General features: G+C 43.6%; 20 protein-coding genes. 9 read left to right on the top strand and 11 right to left on the bottom strand.

Annotated elements, in window-relative coordinates; translation table 11 throughout:
• Window positions 1-29: 29 nt before the first annotated feature.
• The 5 genes from VER99_RS04880 to VER99_RS04900 all read right to left on the bottom strand — a co-directional run bounded on the left by VER99_RS04880 (window position 30) and on the right by VER99_RS04900 (window position 6,995).
• Entirely contained in the window at window positions 30-698 is a 669-nt protein-coding gene (locus VER99_RS04880) for an energy-coupling factor ABC transporter permease (protein WP_020332853.1), read from the bottom strand.
• Between the two features lie 153 nt (window positions 699-851).
• Window positions 852-1,592, bottom strand: a complete 741-nt coding sequence (gene pflA, locus VER99_RS04885) for a pyruvate formate lyase 1-activating protein (protein WP_014231297.1) — start codon at window positions 1,590-1,592, stop codon at window positions 852-854.
• 142 nt (window positions 1,593-1,734) lie between these two features.
• The gene (locus VER99_RS04890; protein ID WP_024372712.1) at window positions 1,735-2,712 is read right to left on the bottom strand and encodes a lipid A deacylase LpxR family protein; all 978 of its coding nucleotides are present in this window, start codon (window positions 2,710-2,712) and stop codon (window positions 1,735-1,737) included.
• A gap of 153 nt (window positions 2,713-2,865) precedes the next feature.
• On the bottom strand, window positions 2,866-5,142 hold the full coding sequence (gene pflB / locus VER99_RS04895) for a formate C-acetyltransferase (RefSeq protein WP_020332855.1): 2,277 nt from the start codon (window positions 5,140-5,142) through the stop codon (window positions 2,866-2,868).
• Between the two features lie 305 nt (window positions 5,143-5,447).
• Complete coding sequence (locus VER99_RS04900; protein WP_020332856.1) at window positions 5,448-6,995, bottom strand: DUF3360 family protein; 1,548 nt, start codon at window positions 6,993-6,995, stop codon at window positions 5,448-5,450.
• Between the two features lie 457 nt (window positions 6,996-7,452).
• Here VER99_RS04900 and VER99_RS04905 point away from each other — a divergent pair, with 457 nt between their 5' ends.
• The 5 genes from VER99_RS04905 (at window position 7,453) to VER99_RS04925 (ending at window position 12,268) form a co-directional block, all read left to right on the top strand.
• Window positions 7,453-8,904, top strand: a complete 1,452-nt coding sequence (locus VER99_RS04905) for a hypothetical protein (protein ID WP_020332857.1) — start codon at window positions 7,453-7,455, stop codon at window positions 8,902-8,904.
• A 232-nt stretch (window positions 8,905-9,136) separates the two neighbouring features.
• Window positions 9,137-9,907, top strand: coding sequence for an ABC transporter ATP-binding protein (locus VER99_RS04910; RefSeq protein WP_014231302.1), 771 nt, complete (start codon window positions 9,137-9,139; stop codon window positions 9,905-9,907).
• A gap of 84 nt (window positions 9,908-9,991) precedes the next feature.
• On the top strand, window positions 9,992-10,762 hold the full coding sequence (locus VER99_RS04915; RefSeq protein WP_014231303.1) for an ABC transporter substrate-binding protein: 771 nt from the start codon (window positions 9,992-9,994) through the stop codon (window positions 10,760-10,762).
• An 81-nt stretch (window positions 10,763-10,843) separates the two neighbouring features.
• On the top strand, window positions 10,844-11,584 hold the full coding sequence (locus VER99_RS04920; protein WP_014231304.1) for an ABC transporter permease: 741 nt from the start codon (window positions 10,844-10,846) through the stop codon (window positions 11,582-11,584).
• 3 nt (window positions 11,585-11,587) lie between these two features.
• The gene (locus VER99_RS04925) at window positions 11,588-12,268 is read left to right on the top strand and encodes an ABC transporter permease (protein WP_014231305.1); all 681 of its coding nucleotides are present in this window, start codon (window positions 11,588-11,590) and stop codon (window positions 12,266-12,268) included.
• A 65-nt stretch (window positions 12,269-12,333) separates the two neighbouring features.
• On the opposite strand, the gene xthA is transcribed toward VER99_RS04925, so the two are convergent.
• Window positions 12,334-13,140, bottom strand: coding sequence for an exodeoxyribonuclease III (xthA, locus tag VER99_RS04930; protein ID WP_020332858.1), 807 nt, complete (start codon window positions 13,138-13,140; stop codon window positions 12,334-12,336).
• 284 nt (window positions 13,141-13,424) lie between these two features.
• On the bottom strand, window positions 13,425-14,312 hold the full coding sequence (locus tag VER99_RS04935; RefSeq protein ID WP_020332859.1) for a LysR family transcriptional regulator: 888 nt from the start codon (window positions 14,310-14,312) through the stop codon (window positions 13,425-13,427).
• Between the two features lie 127 nt (window positions 14,313-14,439).
• On the opposite strand from VER99_RS04935, the gene VER99_RS04940 reads away from it, so the two are divergent.
• Together VER99_RS04940 and VER99_RS04945 are read left to right on the top strand one after the other, a co-directional pair.
• The gene (locus tag VER99_RS04940) at window positions 14,440-14,868 is read left to right on the top strand and encodes a CidA/LrgA family protein (RefSeq protein ID WP_020332861.1); all 429 of its coding nucleotides are present in this window, start codon (window positions 14,440-14,442) and stop codon (window positions 14,866-14,868) included.
• Window positions 14,869-14,870: 2 nt separating this feature from the next.
• The gene (locus VER99_RS04945) at window positions 14,871-15,566 is read left to right on the top strand and encodes an LrgB family protein (RefSeq protein ID WP_020332862.1); all 696 of its coding nucleotides are present in this window, start codon (window positions 14,871-14,873) and stop codon (window positions 15,564-15,566) included.
• Window positions 15,567-15,859: 293 nt separating this feature from the next.
• Here VER99_RS04945 and rsmS read toward each other — a convergent pair whose 3' ends face one another.
• Genes rsmS through dinG form a run of 4 tightly spaced genes read right to left on the bottom strand, consistent with a single transcriptional unit; the run spans window position 15,860 to window position 19,444 of the window.
• On the bottom strand, window positions 15,860-16,027 hold the full coding sequence (gene rsmS, locus VER99_RS04950; protein ID WP_020332863.1) for a pleiotropic regulatory protein RsmS: 168 nt from the start codon (window positions 16,025-16,027) through the stop codon (window positions 15,860-15,862).
• Window positions 16,027-16,572: a primosomal replication protein gene (locus VER99_RS04955; RefSeq protein ID WP_014231312.1), complete on the bottom strand. Its 546-nt coding sequence runs from the start codon at window positions 16,570-16,572 to the stop codon at window positions 16,027-16,029. Before VER99_RS04955 ends, rsmS begins: the two co-directional genes overlap by 1 nt.
• Entirely contained in the window at window positions 16,569-17,354 is a 786-nt protein-coding gene (locus VER99_RS04960; protein ID WP_020332864.1) for a sulfite exporter TauE/SafE family protein, read from the bottom strand. The genes VER99_RS04955 and VER99_RS04960 overlap by 4 nt, the downstream gene beginning before the upstream one ends.
• 14 nt (window positions 17,355-17,368) lie before the next feature.
• Window positions 17,369-19,444 (bottom strand): ATP-dependent DNA helicase DinG, encoded by a 2,076-nt coding sequence (gene dinG / locus VER99_RS04965; protein WP_020332865.1) that lies wholly within the window; start codon window positions 19,442-19,444, stop codon window positions 17,369-17,371.
• 516 nt (window positions 19,445-19,960) lie between these two features.
• Here dinG and VER99_RS04970 point away from each other — a divergent pair.
• A complete protein-coding gene (locus VER99_RS04970) occupies window positions 19,961-20,959 on the top strand; it encodes a porin (protein WP_014231315.1) in 999 nt (332 codons plus the stop codon).
• Between the two features lie 173 nt (window positions 20,960-21,132).
• On the top strand, window positions 21,133-21,795 hold the full coding sequence (locus VER99_RS04975; protein ID WP_020332866.1) for a DUF2057 family protein: 663 nt from the start codon (window positions 21,133-21,135) through the stop codon (window positions 21,793-21,795).
• The last annotated feature ends 43 nt before the right edge of the window (window positions 21,796-21,838 follow it).

Genomic DNA, 21,838 nt, shown 5'->3' on the forward strand with positions numbered 1-21,838 from the left:
CTTTCAGCCCCATCTCTATCAAGCGGACTCTATTTTTTGTGATAGTGGTTGTATATGTAATCTCTATCGGAGAAAACTCTCAACCATTCTGGCTTAAACACGGTCAGCACAGCGAGAGACATACCATTGAGCAAGCCCTCGGGAAAGGCCAGAAGAGGGACAAAAATAAAGTAGTTGTGCTGAATCGTTTCCCAGTCGTAATGACCGACAGACAAGTGATAGAACGAATTGATCAGCAGATGCAAGCTGCCGGTAATTGCCCCGTTGAAGAAACCCGCAACGAAAATAAAGACAAAGATATTACGAGGCAAATAGTGGTAACTTAGCAGAAATACCAAGTAACTGATTAGAATAGGGAATAGGGCGGAAAGTACCAGTGAGCTTGGTAACAGGATGAGCGAGGTGCCTTGTATCCAATGATTAACAATCATTGCAGGAATACTGAGCAAAAACGCCATTCGCCACCCATACATCATGGTTAATGTCGTCAAAGCGAGAAAGTGTATTTTCAGCCCTTCCTTCACACCTGCTTGCGCAGACCACAAAATCGTTAACAGAAAAAGAGTGGCAAAAACAATGTGCTGAAATGACTTCTCTTGCTCTAGCTTAGGCCAAACGGCCTTTCTCCAGTCGGGAATGCAAAAAGCAATAACGACCCAAGCGATAACGATTAATGATCCTAAGTTAAACCAATCCATGACTCATTTCCTACAACGTTGTTTTGTTTCTTATACGTTCGTCAGCGAGCGCTATTCTACATGGACGGATGAGGTATTTAACCTATTTGATTTAACAGAATAAAAAAATACCAGCGCTTGGCTGGTATTTTTAATCAGAGAAAATGGACCACTCTAGTATTTTACATTTGGATGGTACTGAGAAAGAATGGACTGGATTTCATCCATCGTCTCTTTAGACGGAGGATTCACACCTTCAAGTGGGTACTCAAGGCCCAGCGCTTCCCACTTGTGTGCACCAAGTTTGTGATAAGGAAGCAGCTCGACTTTCTCGATGTTGTCCATATCTTTGATAAACTCACCAAGCATGTGTGCTGCTTCTGGATCATCTGTGTAACCAGGAACCACAACGTAGCGAATCCAGGTCGTTTGTCCAATCTTATGCAGATAGCGAGCAAAGTCGAGAGTACGCTTGTTTGACACGCCGATTAAGTCCTGATGAACTTCATCTTTCATGTGCTTGATGTCCAACATCACGAGATCTGTGGCATCGAGAACTTCGTCAATCACATCGGTGTGTTTACGGACATAGCCATTGGTATCAAGGCAGGTATGAATACCTTCGGCTTTAGCCGCTCGGAAAAAGTCACGAACAAACTCCGGTTGAAGCATAGCCTCACCGCCTGAACAAGTGATACCACCGCCAGACGCTTTCATGAAGTGACGGTATGATTTCGCCTCTGCAATGATTTCTTCTACGGTAACTTCTTTACCGTCATGCGTATCCCAAGTATCGCGGTTATGGCAATACTTACAACGCATCAAACAACCTTGCAAGAAGACGATAAAACGAATACCAGGTCCGTCTACGGTACCACATGACTCAAACGAGTGAATTCGACCAGTTGCTGACATCTTTTGCTCTCATGACTTAAATAAGAATGCTGTTATTTTATTACAAAAAGCAGGGTTAAAACAGTCTTGTAGCAAGGAAGGTGAGGGAATACGGTTAATCAAATGGTCAATGAGTTGTTTATTGACCATTTGAGCTTTCTATTTAAAAGAAGGCGAAGACAGAAAACGATCCGGTACCATAAATATCGGTTGGAGACTCTTTATATTCTGGAGTTTTCACCGTAAAGGTTATGCTCGCTCCATAGCTTTGATTATACCAAGTTGCTCCAGCAACGGCGGTTGTTTGCCAGTGCTCCAATGTCACGTCATAAGGCTCAGATGGTTCTGGAATGCCGGAACGATCACCTTCGAGTGTGATGTCATTAAAACGGTAGCGACCTTCAAACCCGGTAAACAAGAACCAGCTGCTGGCGTGATTGGACAACATGCTTGCTGAAAAGGGGCTTTCCACACTGATGTTGGCTGCACCGATGCTATTGCCTAAGTTGGTTCCCCAACGAAACATGACTCCTTGAGACACATCACTGCGGAAGTTGCCGGCATTAATGTCATTGACGTTGGTGATCTCCCATTGTGTGCTTTTCCCTTCACTGCGCATTAACTTATTGAATGCGCGGTATCCAACGCTTAACGCGAGATAGTCGTCAATTTGGTAATCCCAACCTTGAGGATCTGGAGAGCCAGTAATGCTGTGAACCAGAGATTGTGCTTTCTCTGACAGAGCGCTTTCGCCCGTTGCTCCGATGGTAAAGTTATAACGAACAGCTTTATCTTGAGTTAATGAAAGGTAATTGATTTCTGTGTGCAGATAACCAGCGTATGGGCGATCATTCGCCAGAGGGTAATCGACTTCTATATCACTCGGTGTCCACATCTTATGGCCAAGCACGAGCTCTATTTTATCGACATTCGTGTTGGAGGCGTTGTTTAGGCTTAGCCAGCTCCATTCACTTTCTTTTCTTAATTGTCCGGTCGCGTAAGAGAGAAATATGCCGTTGGTGTAATCATGGTCAACACCAAAGATACCGTCATTATCAAGCGTAAAGGAAACCGTGGATTTGTTGGATGCCAAAGCAACTGGCGACAAAAGAGTAAGAATAAATAATTTATTAAATTTCATATAATGCATTGAATATTTTTCTTTGCATCATACGTAAGAAAGGCAACTAAATCTTTTGAAATATCACAAGATTGGCGGTGGAAATGAAAAAAAAGCCGATGCTTTTCAGCACCGGCTCTTGTTGTATTACTATAACGTTATTTCGCGACAGTCTTATAGTGACTCAGTGAATGTACGAGCGATAACGTCAGCTTGCTGTTCAGCAGTCAGAGAGTTGAAACGTACAGCGTAACCCGATACACGGATAGTTAGCTGAGGGTATTTCTCTGGGTGTTTAACTGCGTCTTCTAGAGTTTCGCGGTTAAGCACGTTCACGTTTAGGTGTTGGCCACCTTCGATGCCAGCTTCGTGGTGGAAGTAACCATCCATTAGGCCTGCAAGGTTAGCACGTTGGCTAGTCTCTTCTTTACCTAGTGCATTTGGCACGATAGAGAATGTGTAAGAGATACCATCTTGAGCGTCAGCAAACGGTAGTTTCGCTACTGAAGTCAATGATGCTACTGCACCTTTCTCATCACGGCCGTGCATTGGGTTTGCACCTGGCGCAAATGGAGTACCAGCACGACGACCATCAGGCGTGTTACCAGTCTTCTTACCGTATACCACGTTTGAAGTGATAGTCAGGATAGACTGAGTAGGGATAGCATCACGGTAAGTCTTAAGCTCACGGATCTTGTTCATAAATACAGAAACAAGTTCACAAGCGATGTCATCTACGCGAGCGTCGTTGTTACCGAATTTAGGGTAATCGCCTTCGATTTCAAAGTCGATTGCTAGACCATCTTCGTCACGAACTGGTTTAACTTTCGCGTATTTGATTGCTGATAGAGAGTCAGCAGCAACAGATAGACCAGCGATACCACAAGCCATTGTACGTTTAACGTCACGGTCATGTAGAGCCATTAGAGACGCTTCGTAGCTGTACTTGTCGTGCATGAAGTGGATGCTGTTTAGTGCAGTCACGTACTGCTTAGCTAGCCAATCCATGAAGTGATCCATTTTTTCCCATAGCTCGTTGTAATCTAGGTATTCACCTTCGATCTTGTCCATCTTAGGACCAACTTGGATCTTCAGCTTCTCATCGATACCGCCGTTGATGGTGTAAAGCATAGTTTTAGCAAGGTTCGCACGAGCACCGAAGAACTGCATTTGCTTACCAACAACCATTGGAGATACACAACAAGCGATAGCGTAATCGTCTGATTCCATGTCTGGACGCATTAGATCGTCGTTTTCGTACTGGATAGAAGAAGTATCGATAGATACTTTTGCACAGAAACGTTTGAAGCCATCTGGAAGTGCTTCAGACCAAAGAACAGTGATGTTTGGCTCTGGAGAAGGCCCCATAGTGTATAGGCTGTTTAGGAAACGGAAGTTAGAACGCGTTACTAGCGTACGACCGTCAAGACCCATACCACCCATTGATTCTGTTGCCCAGATTGGGTCGCCAGAGAATAGCTCATCGTACTCAGGAGTACGTAGGAAACGAACCATACGTAGTTTCATTACGAAGTGGTCGATCATTTCTTGAGCTTGGTCTTCAGTGATCTTACCTGCAGCGATATCACGCTCGATGTACACGTCTAGGAATGTAGAAGTACGACCTAGAGACATTGCAGCACCGTTTTGAGACTTAACAGCAGCTAGGTAGCCGAAGTAAGTCCATTGGATAGCTTCTTGTGCAGTTTCAGCAGGGCGAGAAATATCGAAACCGTATTTCGCAGCCATTTGTTTGATCTGACCTAGAGCGCGGTGTTGCTCTGCAATTTCTTCACGAAGTTGCATAGTCATGTGAAGGTCTTCGCCGTTCTCAAATTTCTCTTGAAGAGAAGTGAACTGAGCTAGTTTGTCCTTCATTAGGAAGTCGATACCGTAAAGCGCAACGCGACGGTAGTCACCGATGATACGACCACGGCCGTATGCGTCAGGAAGACCAGTTAGTACACCAGACTTACGACATGCAAGGATATCAGGAGTGTAGATATCGAAAACACCAGCGTTGTGTGTTTTACGGTATTCTGTGAAGATTTTCTTAACTTGTGGGTCTAGTTCGCGGTCATATGCTTTGCATGAACCTTCAACCATGCGAATACCACCGTTAGGGATGATCGCACGTTTTAGAGGCGCTTCAGTTTGTAGACCTACGATAGTTTCAAGATCTTTTTCGATGTAGCCTGCATCGTGAGCAGTGATGGTAGAGATAACAGATGTATCAAAATCAACAGGAGCGTGAGTCGCGTTCTCTTGTTTGATACCTTCCATTACTTTAGCCCAAAGCTTGTTTGTTGCTTCAGTACCTTCAGAAACTAGGAAAGATTCGTCGCCTTCGTACGGAGTGTAGTTCTTCTGAATGAAATCACGAACGTTTACTTCGTTTTGCCAATCACCTGCAGCAAAACCTTCCCAAGCTTTAGCAAATTGCTCTGCCATGACATACCTACCTTTTTAGTAGAAAAAAATACGTACTGCTTCGCCGTTGAGCCAGCTATCCCCAGAAATAAAGGGGAACAGTACACTCTTATGAATAACAATATTTATAGTCTTAAAATCACTTTTTAGGGTTACAAAACCATAAATATTGTCACTGCTTTAAACGTCTACCTTTTGAAACAACAATTGCAGGTTAAACTAAAATTTTTTTGCAAACCTTAAACTAAATCAATAAATGCTCAACTTTTCGGATAAAAATGGGGTAGCGACAAGCGCTACCCACACATTTTTTTAAGCGTTAAGCATTATAGCCAAGCTTTTAATCCATATTGAGCTTCTAGCATACCAACTGCTAGCATAGCAACCAAACAGATAATAAACACAGTCACAGGGATAATAATCTTATCCATGAATGACAAGCGTGATGCACGCTCTTTATCACCGATCAGACCGTTGTTATCTAAGAACATAGTTAATGCCCAAGCTAATACTGGGTTAGCAACAATCGATGCAAAGATACAGATACCTGCTGCTTGTGAATCTTTCGTGTCACGAACCATTTGCATACCGGCTTCAAGTAGAGGAAGAGATACACCAACTAGCAGAGCAACGCGCATTACTGGTGGCCATACCGCCACATCCATTGGGAAGCCAAGAATCGCTACCGTCATAACGATTAGACCAAGAAGAATAGCACCAGCTGGAATCGGACGCTTCGCGATAGCTGCCGGGATCATGTAAGTACCCCAAGATGAAGTGATGTTACCACCACCGACTGCAGTACCAACCATTTGACGGAAAGAACACATGGTCATAGTGTCATCCACGTCCATCAGTACTTTTTCTGTCTTACGAGGGTAGTTCATTTCCTGGAAGATACGGTGACCAAGGAAGTCTGGTGACCACATTGCAACAGCAAGAATAGCGAATGGCAGAGAAGCGATGAAGTGTTCTGCATTTGGCAGACCTAGCATCCAACCTTCTTCCGTGCTACCCCACCAGTAAACAGGGTTTAGGTTAGGCAGGCCCATCTCTGTTTCGAATTTAATATCGAAGCCAGCACCAAGAACCAAAGCAATTGCCAGACCTGTAAACGCACAAACAGGGATTGCTAACCAGCGTTTATTGATTTTTGCAAGGTAAGCATAAATCGCAACAGTGATACCAAGCACGACAAAGCCAACGTAGCCCATGCTGCCAGCAGCTACATCCGCTGACTGTAAGCCAGTCGCCCACGCTTGAATCGAGTTAATTTGGCTAATCGTACCCGTCAAGCCTAAGAAAATAAGCAATCCACCGGCTGTGCCTTCAGAAGTGAGGTTGACGAGTTTTGAGCCGCCTTTAAAAAAGGAGAGTAGAAGGCCAAAGATACCGATTAAGATAGCGAGTGCGAGAGGGTGTGCACCTGCAAGCGCAATAGTACCGATCAATGGAATCATCGGACCATGGTTACCAGCAAGATTAGCTTTAGGGTTAAAGACGCCTGAAGCTAAGACACAGAAAAGGAGTGCAGGGATAAGCATTTCTACACGAGCGACTTCGATAGCAAACTCTTTTGTTAAATGCACATGATCCCAGGCTTGGGTTAAACCTTCAGCCCAAGACATCATTACCGCAGAGTACATTGCAATAATGCCGATAGTACCCGCAATCGCAGGAACAAAATCCTCAAGCTCGAAACGGAAATCACGACCCGGCAAGTTTAAGCCAAAACGACGTGGCTTCATGATTTGCAGTTCGTGGTCTAGATAGTCTGAACGGCTGTCGAATTCAGATGCTGGACGATGAAGCTCACGGTAGCTTTTGGTCTCGATATCTGAATCAGAGTGCACTTTATTCACTGCGTCTGACATAGATTCCTCATATATTTAAAAGTTATGAATTCTTAACTAAGTTGCGCTGTCCCGCGTAATACGGTGCGCCCTATGCTAGCTATTATTAGATTTGTTGCACGTTAACCTTGCGCCTAAGCATAGCTAATAACTTGTTGTGTTGAGGCACAAAATTTTCCTCAAATGGTGGCTGGAGTCTAACAAGATAGCCATTTTGGGTGATTGATTTAGATCACTTTAAATAATCGATGTGAAATAAAACTACAAAATGTGTCAGTTCCACGAATAATAGGGCCAAATAGGACGTAATTTCATTACACAAGTTGCATAAAACTAGAAATTATTGAGACGATATAACACTAGTGGCACGTGAAATGTAGTCATCGATCAAATGCATATAAAGCTGGCTTCAATCTTGCTTAAACCCGAAAAGACAACTTTTTTGGCTAATCATTGCCGCTCAGTTTAGGAAGAAAACATGAAACAGCTTAAAATAGTGCCGTTAGTGGCAATCATTTCGGGATTAATGGTCGGTTGTGGAGGCGGCGGTGGCGGCAGTAGCACACCCAAAACGCTATATAAATTCACTTTTGTGACTCCTGAAACTCAAGCGTTAAGCAGCAATGGCTCTTGTACTATTTACGACAGGTTTACGACTAATGGTATAGAGCAAGTCCTCAATTATCATGCAATAGGTGGTGTGATCGACAACCAGCTAACGGCTTACTATTCAGATGCATCGGGTGAGCGTGTCGGAGATGTAGTGACGGCAAGCAATGATCTGTTGACGATCACTCTGCAAGATATTCCGGATGAGGGGAGCGTGACGATCCAAGAAGCGAACGGCTTGATAATTAACGCGCTGACATTTTCAAAACAGTTGTTAGAGTCTGATTCTTCATTACGCAATGTCTACCTTTCCGCGCAAACGAATGTGAGCAACACAACGTGTTTGACGGGCAGTAACGATAAAATCGCTAGCAAGGCCAGCCTGGACTACAAAGTTGCGGAAGACGCGGCGGGTAACCCATATTCAACTTTCTACTTTGATTCTCAGTATGAAACCGTCACGGCAAACGAATCACGCTTCACGAAAGGTGAAACATTGTCAGCCGTAAGCACTGAAAAAACGATGATTTCGCAGTATCGAACCTCCACCCGTTCTGCTCTTTATCAATACGGCTTTGAGGACTGGACGGATAGCCGAATGGTATTTGCGGGTTCGTCATCTACGCCATCCGTGAGTAGCTCTGGTATTGATTTTACAACCATTGATATTGACACGATTTATAAGAACTTCTCATATCGCTTAGCGGAAGTGTCGAGAACGAGCGCGTTTTATCACCCCGACGAACTAAATGGCGATGTTTGGACATTCAGTGTAGATGGAACCATTGTGACTTCTGGGTGGGAAGCGCAATACACGGACGTAGTAGGCGACGATTGGACTATTGACGTTGATGACACCTCACTTTTTGCCGTAAGCAACACACAAGATACCAAACCTGGTGTTTCTAACCGTACGGTCTATTTAAGTGACAGTATTGGTTTGGGTAATGAAAGTGGTCTGCAACGAGTAAGCTACCAGCAAGGTGCTTGGGATGGTTCAACTCCTTACGTTGTACGTCACTCTGTTTACTCACACATCAATGATAGAGTTATCGTACCTGAACTTGATTATTCAAGTGTGCCATCTGATATAGAAAGCAGTCTTGTGATTTCAGATAGTGCTTCAATCTCTCAAAGTTATGTTTTTACTGAAGAAAATAGCGATATTCAAGTGGCTGATTTTCTGGCAGCTTATGCGAATGGTGAGGGTAAAGACACGACAGAAGATGTACTTGGTATCGTGAAGAATGAACAAGAAGTAAGAGCGATTAGTAACCGCGTTGCTCAGACCAAAACACTGTTGTTAGAGAGAACTAACTAACACTTTTATAATATATTTAGCCCCTCACTGTAGGGGCTTTTTTATACATAATATTCAAGTAATAAAGCATATAGTGCTAAATATTGCATATTAACTTGATTATCCTATCTAACTATTCGGTTTATTTAGGTTAATCATTTGTTGCAACTTTCAAGCCGGGGTGCTAATTTGTTCCGAAATAGATAGGGCGGAGTCCCTTACAGCAGTGAAAAAAACACAGGGAGTAAAGCGCATGACTGATGTACCAGCGCTAGATATAAAAGACCTGCACAAAACGTTTGGACAAAACGAAGTACTTAAGGGGATTTCTCTTTCTGCACACAAAGGGGATGTTATCTCTATCATTGGCTCTTCCGGTTCCGGTAAGAGTACTTTTCTCAGATGTATCAACTTATTAGAGACACCAACCGCTGGTGAGATTTGGGTTAACGGTGAGCTTATTCAAATGAAGAATAACCGAGCTGGTGAATCTGTTCCCGCGAATGAAAAGCAAGTTCAGCGAATTCGTTCTCGTCTAGCGATGGTATTCCAGGGTTTTAACCTATGGTCTCATCTTACTGTTCTAGAAAATGTCATTGAAGCACCCGTTCACGTATTGGGTGTGCCTAAAGCTCAAGCTATTGAAAACGCAGAGGTACTGCTTAAGAAAGTAGGTCTGTATGAGCGTAAGGATTACTACCCAGGACATTTATCTGGTGGTCAGCAGCAACGTGCCGCGATTGCTCGTGCGCTAGCCGTTGATCCAGAAGTCATGTTGTTTGATGAGCCGACATCAGCGCTTGACCCAGAATTAGTAGGCGAAGTGTTAGGGGTAATGAGAGATTTGGCAGAAGAAGGTCGTACGATGTTGGTAGTGACGCACGAAATGGCGTTTGCTCGTGATGTATCGAACCACGTCATGTTCCTTCACCAAGGACTGGTTGAAGAGCAGGGTGATCCTGCCAAGTTGTTTACCAATCCAGATTCACCTCGCTTACAACAGTTTATCTCATCGATTTATTAAGAGATCTTTGGGAGGCAGTTTTTTGCCTCCTATGTAAACACAACATACAAAATTAAATAAAATGGAAATCACAGGAGTACGGAAATGAAAAAGTGGTTATTAGCAGCAACGCTTGCTGCAACGGCTGTATCTGGCGCCGTTCAAGCGAAAGAATGGAAAACCGTTCGCTTTGGTGTTGAAGGTGCATACCCTCCGTTTAGCTGGACTGAAACTGATGGCTCTCTAAAAGGCTTTGACGTTGACATGGCAAATGCACTTTGTGAAGAAATGCAAGTGAAGTGTCAAATCGTTGCTCAAGACTGGGATGGCATCATTCCTTCTCTACTGGCGCGCAAATACGACGCAATCATTGCGGCAATGTCGATTACAGAAGAGCGCAAGAAGAAAGTTGATTTCACTGGCAAATACGCACTTATTCCAAACAAATTTATTGCGAAGAAAGGCGCTGATCTAGACTTTGACAAACTAGACGGTAAGAAAATCGCGGTACAGCGTGCAACTACACACGATAAATACCTGACTGACAACTACGGTGACAAAGTTGAGATCGTACGTTACGGCTCATTTGATGAAGCTTATCTTGATCTTGCTAACGGTCGTGTAGCTGCTGTTCTAGGTGACGCTTCTGCTCTGGAAGAAGGCGTTCTTAACAAAGCTGGTGGCGATGCGTATGAGTTTGTTGGCCCATCTTTAACGGATCCTAAATGGTTTGGTGAAGGCTTTGGTATCGCGGTTCGCAAGCAAGACAAAGATTTAACGCAAAAACTAGACGCTGCGATTCTGTCACTACGTGAGAAAGGTGTTTACCAACAACTTGCTGGTAAATACTTCAACTACGATGTGTACGGCGAATAAGTCGTAATTAAGCGACCGTTGGCCTGTTCCTAGAAGTAGTCAACGGTCGATTTTTTGAGTTTAGGGATTAGGAACTCACCTATGCTGGATTTACAAGGATACGAAGCTTCCATCTTTACAGGAGCTTTAGTAACTATTGAAGTTGCAGTGCTTTCTCTGCTGCTTGCAGTGATATTGGGCATGCTTGGTGCTTTAGCCAAGTTATCACCTTACAAATGGGCAAGAGCGATTGCCACTCTCTACACCACCATTATTCGTGGTATCCCAGATCTGGTTCTGATGATGCTGATTTTCTTTGGTGGACAAATACTTTTGAATAACAGCCTTTATTCTATCAATGAAACGCTAAATGAGTGGTTTGCATCGAGTGATCCTAACCATGAGTGGACGGCATATCTGCCAGATTACATCGACGTGAGCCCATTTATTGCTGGTGTACTGACCATTGGCTTTATCTTTGGCGCATACATGGCAGAAACGTTCCGTGGTGCGATCATGGCCGTAGACAGAGGTGAGCTTGAAGCGGCGAAAGCTTATGGTATGAACGCTGTTTTATCATTCAGAAGAATTCTTTTGCCTCAGATGATTCGCCATGCTTTACCTGGCTTTGGTAATAACTGGTTGGTTCTGCTTAAAACTACGGCGCTGGTCTCTATCATCGGTCTGGATGATATGGTGAGAATGAGTTCTTTAGCCGCTGGCTCGACGAAAATGCCATTTACGTTTTACATGGCCGTCGCGATCATCTTTCTATTCTTTACCAGTGTTTCTACAGGTTTGCTTAAACTTGTTGAACGCAAGTTCAGTATTCACGCGAGGTAAGTTATGGACTTTTCACTGATTATTGAAAGCTTCCCGATTTATCTGAGTGGACTTTGGACAACGGTATGGCTGGTGGGCATTTCGCTTATCATTGGGCTGAGTGTGTCTATCCCAATGGCGATAGCAAGAAACAGTAAAAACTACGCGTTAAGCATGCCAGCATGGGCGTTTATCTACTTTTTCCGTGGGACACCGTTACTGGTTCAGCTATACCTCATTTATTACGGTATGGACCAGTTCTTCCCGGTCAAAGATACCCTTTGGGAAAACGCTTGGTTTTGTGCACTGGTTGCTTTTGTATTGAATACTTCAGCTTACACGGCGGAGATTATCCGAGGCGCAATTAATGGCTTACCAAAAGGCGAAGTAGAAGCGGCTAAAGCGTATGGAATGAGTAAATTTAAGACTTACCGTCGTATCATTTTACCGAGTGCATTACGAAGAGCATTACCTGTATATTCAAACGAGGTGATCTTCATGCTGCACGGTAGCGCGGTAGCGGGCATTGTAACCATCATGGATCTAACCGGCGCAGCTCGTTTGGTTAACTCACGTTACTACGCTCCATTTGAATCGTTCTTAACGGCGGGTTTATTCTATATGTCGCTGACGTTTATCATCCTGTGGTGTTTTAAACAGGCAGAAAAGCGATTGCTGGCCTATTCTCGACCACTAAGCCAATAAGACCAACGGCAGCAACAAATAAAAAGAGCGCATCAATGCGCTCTTTTTATTTAGGTGAGAAAGGACTACTTGAACGTTGACCAGATAGGGGCGTGGTCAGATGGTTTTTCAATCCCACGCAGTTCATAGTCGATACCTGATTCGATACATTTCTGTGCCAGTGAAGGCGTCGCTAAAATCACATCGATTCGTAGACCACGGTTATCATCAAAACCGCGAGAACGGTAATCAAACCACGAAAAACGGTCATTCACTTCTGGGTACAGTTTACGGAAAGTATCTTCAAAGCCCCAGTCTAATAAAATTTTCAGCCATTCACGCTCTTCTGGTTGGAACGAACATTTGCCCGTTTTTAGCCAGCGTTTGCGATTTGGCTCGCCAATGCCGATGTCATCATCAATTGGGCTGATGTTGATGTCGCCCATAACAATTAATTGTTCATCGTTACTATGATGATCATTCAAATACGTCATTAGGTCTTTGTAGAACTGGCGCTTATACGGAAATTTGGTTTCGTGGCTGATATTGTCCCCTTGAGGGAAGTAGCCGTTAAGTACCGTTACCTTTTCACCATTTTCGTCTTCAAAGGTCGCCATTATCATGCGCTTTTGATGTTCCTCGTTATCGGTCGGAAAACCTTTCTGCACACTGATAGGTTCTTGCTTACAAAGCATCGCAACACCGTAGTGCGCTTTTTGACCATGAAAATACACTTTGTAACCCATGGCTTCGACATCTGCTATTGGAAACGCTTCATCGTGGACTTTGATTTCCTGAAGCCCAATAACGTCAGGCTGGTGTTTGTCGATGAGCGCCTGGAGCTGATGCAGTCTTGCACGGAGTCCATTGATGTTAAAGCTGATTACTTTCATATACTTTTGAACCTATTGTTATCCCTTGTAATGCCTTTTGGCTAAAGGGTTTTTGAAAACTAATAAAGTGTATTTTGATGGATGATGGCGAGGTTTGTTGAGTAACGCCGCCACTTTGTCGCCATTTTTATCGCTATACTTTGAGGCCGCTGATCGGGTTGAAATTGACTACCGACGAAAGGTGATCTGGCGTAAACCATCGTTTGTTCAATTTTGACATGACCTAGTGCCGCTTTCAAATCGAGGATATTACCGCCATTACGCATGAAAGCCCTTGCTTTAGGCTATGCATGGCTCCTTCCACTTTCCTGACAAAGTTTAATCCATGCCTCTGCAGCTTTAGAGATATATCTCTCTTGATTCCAAACCACGCCAAGTTGCCAATTGATGGAGGGCTGAATAGGTATTATCAGCAGATCTTCGTCAAGAATACGATTACATAAAGGTTGGGGAAGAAAGGTCACACCAACTCCACTTTTCACGAGAGCAACGAGAAAGTCCCACTGGCTACTACGGGCTGAAATTTGCGGAGAATACCCTGCTTGTTGGCATTGGCTCAGAATGTAATCACTCAAAGTAAATTCTTCTGTGTAGATATAGAAAGGTTCCTCTTTTAGCTCTTCCCATGAGATCGAGCTTTTTTCTGACCAAGAAGTTGTGTCAGGTAAAATGGCATGAATGGGATATTCATCAAGGACAAGGTTTGTTAAGCAATCTCTATTCTGAGTCGCTAACATGGTGATTGCAACATCAAGATCGCCTTCGATAAGTGCCTGCTCAATCCTCCTGCCTCCGTATTCGACGATCGTTAGTTCTACATTCGGGTAGAGTTGTTTATATTGGCGAATTAATCCAGCGTACAGGGGACCAACCATAGGTGGGATGCCTAAGCGAAGATGACCTCGTTCTAATTTGTTGAGATCAATGAGTTCGGAGTTTAATTGTGCCGTTGTCTCTAATATTTGTTTTGCCCGAAGATATACGATTTCTCCTGCATCCGTTAGCCAGAACTTTCTCCCCTCACGATGTATCAGTGGTTGTGCAACAGACTGTTCGAGACTTTGTATCATTTTGCTGATTGTTGGCTGGGTCACGTATAAATTTTCTGAAGCCCGGGTGAAACTTTTTTGATCAATGAGTTCGACAAAATAACGGAGTGATTTAATGTCCATGCTTTGCTCAATTTAGCTATTAGAAAACTATTCCATTTTGGCATGACTTTGATAATAAAAATTCACTATATGACTATTTTTGTTCTGGATATAATGTGATCAAAATCTCAGAATGGAGTAAGAAGTCATGAAGGTATTTACTGGTGGATTGCTTACCTTGCTGCAAATTGGCTTGTTATCTGCGATATGGTGGATTGCCGAGTATTTGGTTAAACAGTTTAATTTTCCGGTGCCAGCTAATTTGGCTGGGATGTTGATATTACTGTTGTGTCTGTTTCTTGGTGTGATCAAAGCAAGCTGGTTACGTAAAGGTGCAACTTGGCTGTTAGCTGAAATGCTATTGTTCTTTGTACCAGCTGTAGTTGCCGTGGTGAAATACCAATCCCTGATGGAAACGGAAGGATTACGAATATTTGTTGTATTACTGATTAGTACAGTTTTAGTTTTGGGAATTACGGCTGCGGTTGTTGATCGTGTTTATCGTTTTGAGTTGCAGTTGTCCCGGAGAAAAAGCAACAGACACTACCAAAAACTGACAAAACATACGGAGCACTAACTATGTTCGAAACAGATTTTGGATTGGGTATATTGTGTTTATTGATGACGGTTGTTTTTTATTATTTGAGCAAAATACTTTATCAGCGTAAAAAAACGATTTTTTTGATGCCTTTGTTGCTGGCGCCCTTGTTGCTGATTGTGGTCGTGTTCGCTTTTCATATTCCTTATCAATCTTATATGTCAGAGTCTCATTGGCTGTTGTGGATGCTTGGCCCTGCCACTGTTGCTTTTGCTATTCCTGTGTATGACAACCGTCGTCTTATTCAACGGCATTGGTTATCCATGTCAATTGGTGTTCTTACGTCCATTTTTGTAGCCATAGGAAGCTCTGTTTTGTTGGCCAAAATCTTTGGCCTGTCAGCGATTTTGCAGAAAAGCTTAGCAATGCGTTCTATTACGACGCCTTTTGCGGTTGAAGCGAGTAAATTGATAGGTGGTCAAGAAGATTTAACGGCATTATTTGTCGTGATGACTGGTGTCATCGGAATGGCTGTTGGAGAAGTAATTCTTACCGTTTTATCCATTCGTTCACGCTTGGGTAAGGGGTCAAGTCTGGGAGCTTCTGCTCACGGAGCGGGTACTGCAAAAGCCTATCAACTGGGAAGTTCTGAAGGGGTCATATCCAGCGTTGCGATGATGCTCGCTGGTATGATTACTGTGTTATTGGCACCAGTTATTGGCCATCTTTTATGGTAAATAAGGTTTTTCAGTTGGAACCTAATCATGTCATAAACCTCATATACTAATCCCAGTTGGCATTTATTAATGTATTTTCATAATCCATGCTCTGGGTCTGTTGACCTAACTGATAAGCCGATGACGCAGTATAAAGGAGCCACAAACACTGCCCCTACTAAAAGCGTTTTACTCTTTGTTGAGAGGTGTTTTGCTGAGAATGGCTAGGCTGCAAACAACTAGCCGTCCGCCTCTCGCCGCGATTAAAAAGCGTTTGTCTCGAACAAAATGTAGTGGCAATTGTTAAAGCCAGCTTACTGTTTAGATTTTAATTTGTTCTCTAAATCTATTTGCACTATTTTCAAAGCACTTAACGCAACTTCAGGGTCAACTTCGTTTGATTCGAGTAAGTAGATGAGGTCGACGGCCAGTTTTACATCATCTGGTGCATCGCCAAGAGGAGAGGTTGGTTGGTCAGACATTACTGATGTTTTTCCCTGTGAGTGATTTGGTTTTCGAGCTTAACTAACGCCGCTTCGCAGCGTTCCAGCCGTTGTTCTGTAGCGAGTAAAACCTTCTGCGCTTCTGCGCGCATGAAACTCGGAGCTGTTGCTACTGCTCTCTCTTTTTCAAGGACCATTTCTCGTAAACGACGAGCCCACTCTTGATGCTGAGCAAGCTCTTGATACAGAACATTGATAGGTTTTCGAAAATGGCTGCTGTGCTTGATTTCGTTTTTACGGATTTTGGTTGTTGAGATTTCTCGCTGGATGGCGGCAATCTGTGCGACTAAACGTTCAGTAAGATATTCAGCGCGCAGGGCGGTTAACTTGCCTTCGTTCTGCTCTCGAACGATGGCACCCAGTGTCGACTTGGCTTCTTTGACGCATGGTGTGAGTAATCGAGAACGACAGCTAAACAGACGTTCATCAAAAAGCGGCACATGATGTTCGCCTCTTTGACGATCAAGCATGGCGGCTTGTTTTGCCATCTGCTCTAAGTGTGCTGAAAGTTGATCGATGTTCATGTTAACCCTACAAACCAAGCATCATAGGCCAATTTAATAGCAAGTATGCTCACCACGGTAACGAATACCGGGCGAATGAATTTAGCGCCAAAGTGAATCGCAGAATGAGCGCCGACAAAAGCACCTGCCATTAAGCATAGCCCCATCGTTAAGCCTAGCACCCAGTTGATATGCCCCAATACTGCAAAAGTAATGAGGGAAGTAAAGTTACTGGTAAAGTTCATTGCTTTTGCCAGGCCAGAAGCAAGTAGGATATTCAGTCGATAGAGTGCCATTGAACTCACCGTCCAGAATGCACCTGTTCCAGGACCTGCCAGCCCATCGTAGAAGCCAAGTGAAAAGCCTTGTGCATATTGCTTTTTATGTAGTCGAGGACACGGCTCTGGTATTGGACTTTGGTGTGTCGTTTTCGGCGTTTTATGGAAAACGGTATATAGAGCAGCTGCCAAGATGATCAGCGGCAATACTTTCTCCAACCACTCGGTACTGATAGCGTCGACAAACAGCGTACCAACGGTTGCTCCTATTAAGGTGGCAACGAAGGCTCTTCCCCAGCATCTTGGGCGGAATAAACGCTTTTTGTAGTAGGTGAAAGCCGCCGTCGAAGAGGCAAACGTCGCGGCGAGTTTGTTTGTTCCCAGAGCGATGTGGGGAGGAAGCCCCAAAGATAACAACGTTGGGACGGTTAGCATACCACCACCACCAGCAACGGCATCGATGAATCCAGCAACAAAAGCGACAAGCGCCAACACCAGCAACATGCCTGGCTCAATCATTTCCATAAATGGTTTTTCTTCTAATATTCTATTTTACGTTTAAATGGCGGCAGCGAGTCTATTAACGCTTGCCCATATCTTTTTGTGACAAGGCGTCTATCTAGAATGGTTACTCTACCAGAATCACGCTCTTTTCGCAGTAACCGACCAACGCCTTGGATCAGCTTTTTACTCGCATCTGGTACTGTGATCTGCATAAATGGATTTCCGCCTTTCTTTTCGATGTATTCGGAATGAGCCTGTTCTACAGGAGAAGTCGGAACACCAAATGGTATCTTGGTAATGACCAGGTTTTCGAGAAGCTCACCCGGTAAATCAAGTCCTTCAGAAAAGCTTCCGGTACCAAATAGAACACTGGTTTTATTTGTTTCTATTAGCTTTTTATGTTTTTTTAGAATTTCTTGGCGCGAGCTTTCACCTTGTACTTGCAACGCCCAGCCTCGCTTAACAAAGTCTGTAGACAAGGCCTCGGCGACTTGGTTCATTTGCCAGTAAGAAGAGAATAATACTAAGTTGGCTTTATTGTCTTCTAAGTACTTAGGCAATATCTCAATAAGATATTCAGTAAACTGAGGTGCAGGCGGTTCATATTTCATCGCTGGAATAAGTAACTCAGCCTGGTTCTGATAATCAAATGGTGAAGCCAACGCTAAAAACTGAGTGCCAGACTCTGGTTTACCATCAATGCCAGCTTGATGACAAAAGTAATGGAACGAATTTAGTGCTCTAATCGTTGCCGATACTAATACCGCACCAATACAGCGACTCCAAATTTGTTGGTCAAGCTGCCAGCCGATTTCCAACGGGGAAACGCTGACGATGAAGTCTCCTTCACGATCTGGGTGTTTTTGTAACCATCGAGCCAGAGGCGCGCCTTTTTCACGTGTCGGTTCAGCCATCAGGTGCCAGACTTGGGCGAGGTTTTCTAAACGTTGGATATAGAACCCCAGCTCCGCAAGCGCAGGTTCGGCTAACCTGGTCGAAAGTTCCCCATCTTTTACACGCTCAGCGATAAGATCGGCGATTTTTGCGACACTTTGATTCGCTTTCTTACTCGCCTGCTTTAGATCTTTTGATTGATTTTCCAACCACGTCGGCAGCTCTCCGTGCTCAAAGCGATAAATGTCTTGGTCAAAGTGGGCAGGGTCAAACTGCTTTGCCAACTGGCTAAGCTCAGGTATCAAGGTTTGCACGGATTCCTGTAAATCATTTCGGAATCGAGATACGCGTTTTTCATCCGCTAGCGAGGAAAACTTGCTGATTGATTGATTGAGCTTTTCTAACCACGCGGCAGCACCCTTCAAACTCGCTGATGCAGACGCATGATCGCGCGCGACATGCGGTAAGTGATGCGCTTCGTCGAAGACATAAATGGTGTTTTCGGGCTCTGGTAAAATCACGCCACCCCCTAAGTCGGCATCAGCCATTACTAGAGAATGGTTTGCAATGATGACGTCGTTTTTATCTAACTCTGAGCGAGCCTTTTGAAAAGGACAACCACGATGTCCTGGCAAACTGTTATTGCAACTGTGCTTATCACTGACAATAAGCTGCCACAGCTGGTCATCAATAGGTTTTGGCCACGAGTCACGATCCCCGTCCCATTTGCCTTGAGCTAGAGAGCGATACATCGTCTCCAACAGCTCAATATCTTTTTTCTTAGGCTTGGTTTCGAACATTGCTAATTGGCCGCCATCGACCCCGCTCGCCGTAGCAAGTTTTTCTGCACAACAATAACGTTGCCTACCTTTTGCCAGAATAAAAGAAAACTCTTTATCCGTTAGTCGGCGGTATAAAGGTAAATCCTTGTTAATAAGCTGCTCTTGTAGCGCGACAGTGGCAGTAGATATCACCACTTTGCGATTGTTGTGAACGGCGACTGGAATGGCTGCCATCAGGTAGGAGAGAGACTTACCTATACCAGTCCCTGCTTCTGCGACCAGCATGCGGTTAGATTTATGATATTGGCCACAAAGTGTTTTTGCTATTTCAGCAACGAGATAGTTTTGCGCTCTTCTAGGAACAAAGTTATCAAGCTGAGCTTGTAAGTTCTGGTAGCTATGGCGAATCGATTTTTGAATGTTACTGGTCAGCATACGGGCCTCAAATGCGTTGGAGGCGAATAGTAGCACACATCACTAGCTGTAAAGTAGTTCACAAAATGGAATGCTTTTGTTCGGAATATGGATCTTCTTCACAAAAAAAGATTGAACCTAATCTAAATGAAATCGAGTTCATTAGTATTTATATATAAAATACTCTATTTTATAAAAATTAAAGAATAAAAATCTAATTTAGTGGTTATTTTTTAATCCGAACGTGGTGTTTATATTTGTAATTAATGGTTGTGTAATTGTGAAAAAATCAAGTTTATTGTTTAGATGTTAATCTAAAAAATGATATGTAAAATATCAACTTGTTGTTAAATAAGATCTTTTTTGTTTTTTTACATTCGAGTTTAGAAAATTTGACAGGCAGAACAATCTTTTGCACTCTAGGTTCAGATTTTGGGAAAGCATTGCGTAACAACCAGTTAACGCTAGCGCTCAAAAAAATAAAAAAAGGGAATTCGGAAAGGATATCCCAAACTAAGAAAAGGCAGTGGATTAATTATGAAAAAGACTCTTTTAGCATTAGCAGTTGCAACTGTATCTACTTCTGCACTTGCTGCAGGCAACATCTACGACGACGGTACTACAGCGTTCAACGTAAAAGGTGAAATCGATACTTACCTAAGTGCTGCTGAAACAACAGTAACTAGCGCTGGTGTAGCTACTGAATCTGACTCTGATCTTGACGTAGACCTATGGGCTAAAATCCAGATCGATGCAACACACAAGCTAAACGACAGCGTAACTGCATTCGGTTCTTTCGAAATCGAAAACGGCAACGGTTTCAACGGTTGGGAAGGCAAGTTGGATGATGATCATTCAATGAAAACTGACGACCTTTACTTCGGCTTCAGCGTTGGTGAAAACTTCGGTATCGCTGCTGGTGAAGTTGGTGACTTCGGTGATTCTCTAGACGCAATCACAATCGATAACACTAACGAAGGTTTCGGTTACATGGATGACTTCGTTAGCTCTCTAGAGTCTGCTGGCCATGCAGTTTCACTTAAGTACACAACTGGCGGTCTTAAGTTAATTGCTGACTCTTACCTATCTTCTAACGAAGATGAAGATGTAGCATACGGTGTATCTGCTCAGTACGCATTTAACGAAATGTTCACTGTAGGCGCTACTTACCAAGATCAAGGTAACCGTGGCCATGGTGATGATCACCAAATCATGGGTGTAGCAGCACGTATGAGCATCGCTAACTTCGGCGCGGCAGTGAACTACGTGTCTGAAGACATCGATGGCGCTACTGACCTAGAAACAATTTCTGCTGCTCTAGACTACCAAATCGAAAAAGCACGTCTTTACACTTCATTCGGTTTCACTGAAGGTGACAACGACGAAGAAATCAACTACTACACTGTTGGTGCAGACTACGCAGTTTCTAGCAACATCGCAGCATTCGTAGAATACTCTGATTACGAAAACAAAACAGACAGCAACAACAAAACAGAAGCTGATGGTGCTGTAGCTGGTATGTACTACACATTCTAATAACTTGATATCAAGTTGAATGTAATCCAAAGGTCGCATTTATGCGGCCTTTTTGGTTATATAGGGATTGATTATATAGGTAAGCGTTATACCCAACTGAGCTTATAGGCATGGTGATATCAGGCTTCGAGATTATTTGGGTATAAAACTTAATGATAAAAAAGGGTTAAATCATGAAACGTACAATTTGGACTTCGATTTTAATGGCGCTTTCAGCGCTGAGTGTCCCTAATGCGTATGCGAATACCAGTTCATTGACGGAACTAGATGCGGCTCAAGGAGTTGAAGTGCTATTTATCAATAGCCAAGATGCAAAACAGATGGATGAACCATTTATGCTTGCGACGGGGTCGAATCAAATCGTATTGCGTATGAATACGATGTTAGGTCGAGGTGAAAAGCGTGGTAACTTCACTTCAGCGCCTTATATTCTTACTCTGGATGTTAATGGTGGCGAATTGGAAATCGATGGTCCGCAACTGAACGAGCTAACTCAAGCCAAAAGAGTGTTTGAAGGCGATAAGATTGATTGGAATGTCAGCCTTAATGACAGCGATATAAACTACGACCAAGTCAAAATGGTGGGAAAAAAGGGCACGTTCCCTTATTCAAACCTTGATGAGCAACTTGCTATTTATAACGCAGCCAACGGCATTAGTTTTGCGGGCAGTGCAATCGCACCCGCTGCCAGCGCGAGTATAGTAAACGGTACGCAGCAGGCAGCGACGTCTGCTGGCCCAGATAGCCTGGAAATGCAAAAAGCGAAAATGACGTATTTGAAATTGTCTCCAAACGAGCGTAAAGCCTTCCGCAAGTGGTTGGTTGACCAACAGTAATCGCAATCGCTCAACATAGATGACTGCTTTCAGGAAGCCAGTA

It is taken from the genome of Vibrio natriegens NBRC 15636 = ATCC 14048 = DSM 759 (assembly GCF_035621455.1).
GTDB classification, from domain to species: Bacteria; Pseudomonadota; Gammaproteobacteria; order Enterobacterales; family Vibrionaceae; genus Vibrio; species Vibrio natriegens.

Coding starts and splice junctions, on each gene's coding strand:
- VER99_RS04880 (WP_020332853.1), bottom strand. CDS start 698: ATGGATTGGTTTAACTTAGGATCATTAATCGTTATCGCTTGGGTCGTT.
- pflA (WP_014231297.1), bottom strand. CDS start 1,592: ATGTCAGCAACTGGTCGAATTCACTCGTTTGAGTCATGTGGTACCGTA.
- VER99_RS04890 (WP_024372712.1), bottom strand. CDS start 2,712: ATGAAATTTAATAAATTATTTATTCTTACTCTTTTGTCGCCAGTTGCT.
- pflB (WP_020332855.1), bottom strand. CDS start 5,142: ATGGCAGAGCAATTTGCTAAAGCTTGGGAAGGTTTTGCTGCAGGTGAT.
- VER99_RS04900 (WP_020332856.1), bottom strand. CDS start 6,995: ATGTCAGACGCAGTGAATAAAGTGCACTCTGATTCAGATATCGAGACC.
- VER99_RS04905 (WP_020332857.1), top strand. CDS start 7,453: ATGAAACAGCTTAAAATAGTGCCGTTAGTGGCAATCATTTCGGGATTA.
- VER99_RS04910 (WP_014231302.1), top strand. CDS start 9,137: ATGACTGATGTACCAGCGCTAGATATAAAAGACCTGCACAAAACGTTT.
- VER99_RS04915 (WP_014231303.1), top strand. CDS start 9,992: ATGAAAAAGTGGTTATTAGCAGCAACGCTTGCTGCAACGGCTGTATCT.
- VER99_RS04920 (WP_014231304.1), top strand. CDS start 10,844: ATGCTGGATTTACAAGGATACGAAGCTTCCATCTTTACAGGAGCTTTA.
- VER99_RS04925 (WP_014231305.1), top strand. CDS start 11,588: ATGGACTTTTCACTGATTATTGAAAGCTTCCCGATTTATCTGAGTGGA.
- xthA (WP_020332858.1), bottom strand. CDS start 13,140: ATGAAAGTAATCAGCTTTAACATCAATGGACTCCGTGCAAGACTGCAT.
- VER99_RS04935 (WP_020332859.1), bottom strand. CDS start 14,312: ATGGACATTAAATCACTCCGTTATTTTGTCGAACTCATTGATCAAAAA.
- VER99_RS04940 (WP_020332861.1), top strand. CDS start 14,440: ATGAAGGTATTTACTGGTGGATTGCTTACCTTGCTGCAAATTGGCTTG.
- VER99_RS04945 (WP_020332862.1), top strand. CDS start 14,871: ATGTTCGAAACAGATTTTGGATTGGGTATATTGTGTTTATTGATGACG.
- rsmS (WP_020332863.1), bottom strand. CDS start 16,027: ATGTCTGACCAACCAACCTCTCCTCTTGGCGATGCACCAGATGATGTA.
- VER99_RS04955 (WP_014231312.1), bottom strand. CDS start 16,572: ATGAACATCGATCAACTTTCAGCACACTTAGAGCAGATGGCAAAACAA.
- VER99_RS04960 (WP_020332864.1), bottom strand. CDS start 17,354: ATGGAAATGATTGAGCCAGGCATGTTGCTGGTGTTGGCGCTTGTCGCT.
- dinG (WP_020332865.1), bottom strand. CDS start 19,444: ATGCTGACCAGTAACATTCAAAAATCGATTCGCCATAGCTACCAGAAC.
- VER99_RS04970 (WP_014231315.1), top strand. CDS start 19,961: ATGAAAAAGACTCTTTTAGCATTAGCAGTTGCAACTGTATCTACTTCT.
- VER99_RS04975 (WP_020332866.1), top strand. CDS start 21,133: ATGAAACGTACAATTTGGACTTCGATTTTAATGGCGCTTTCAGCGCTG.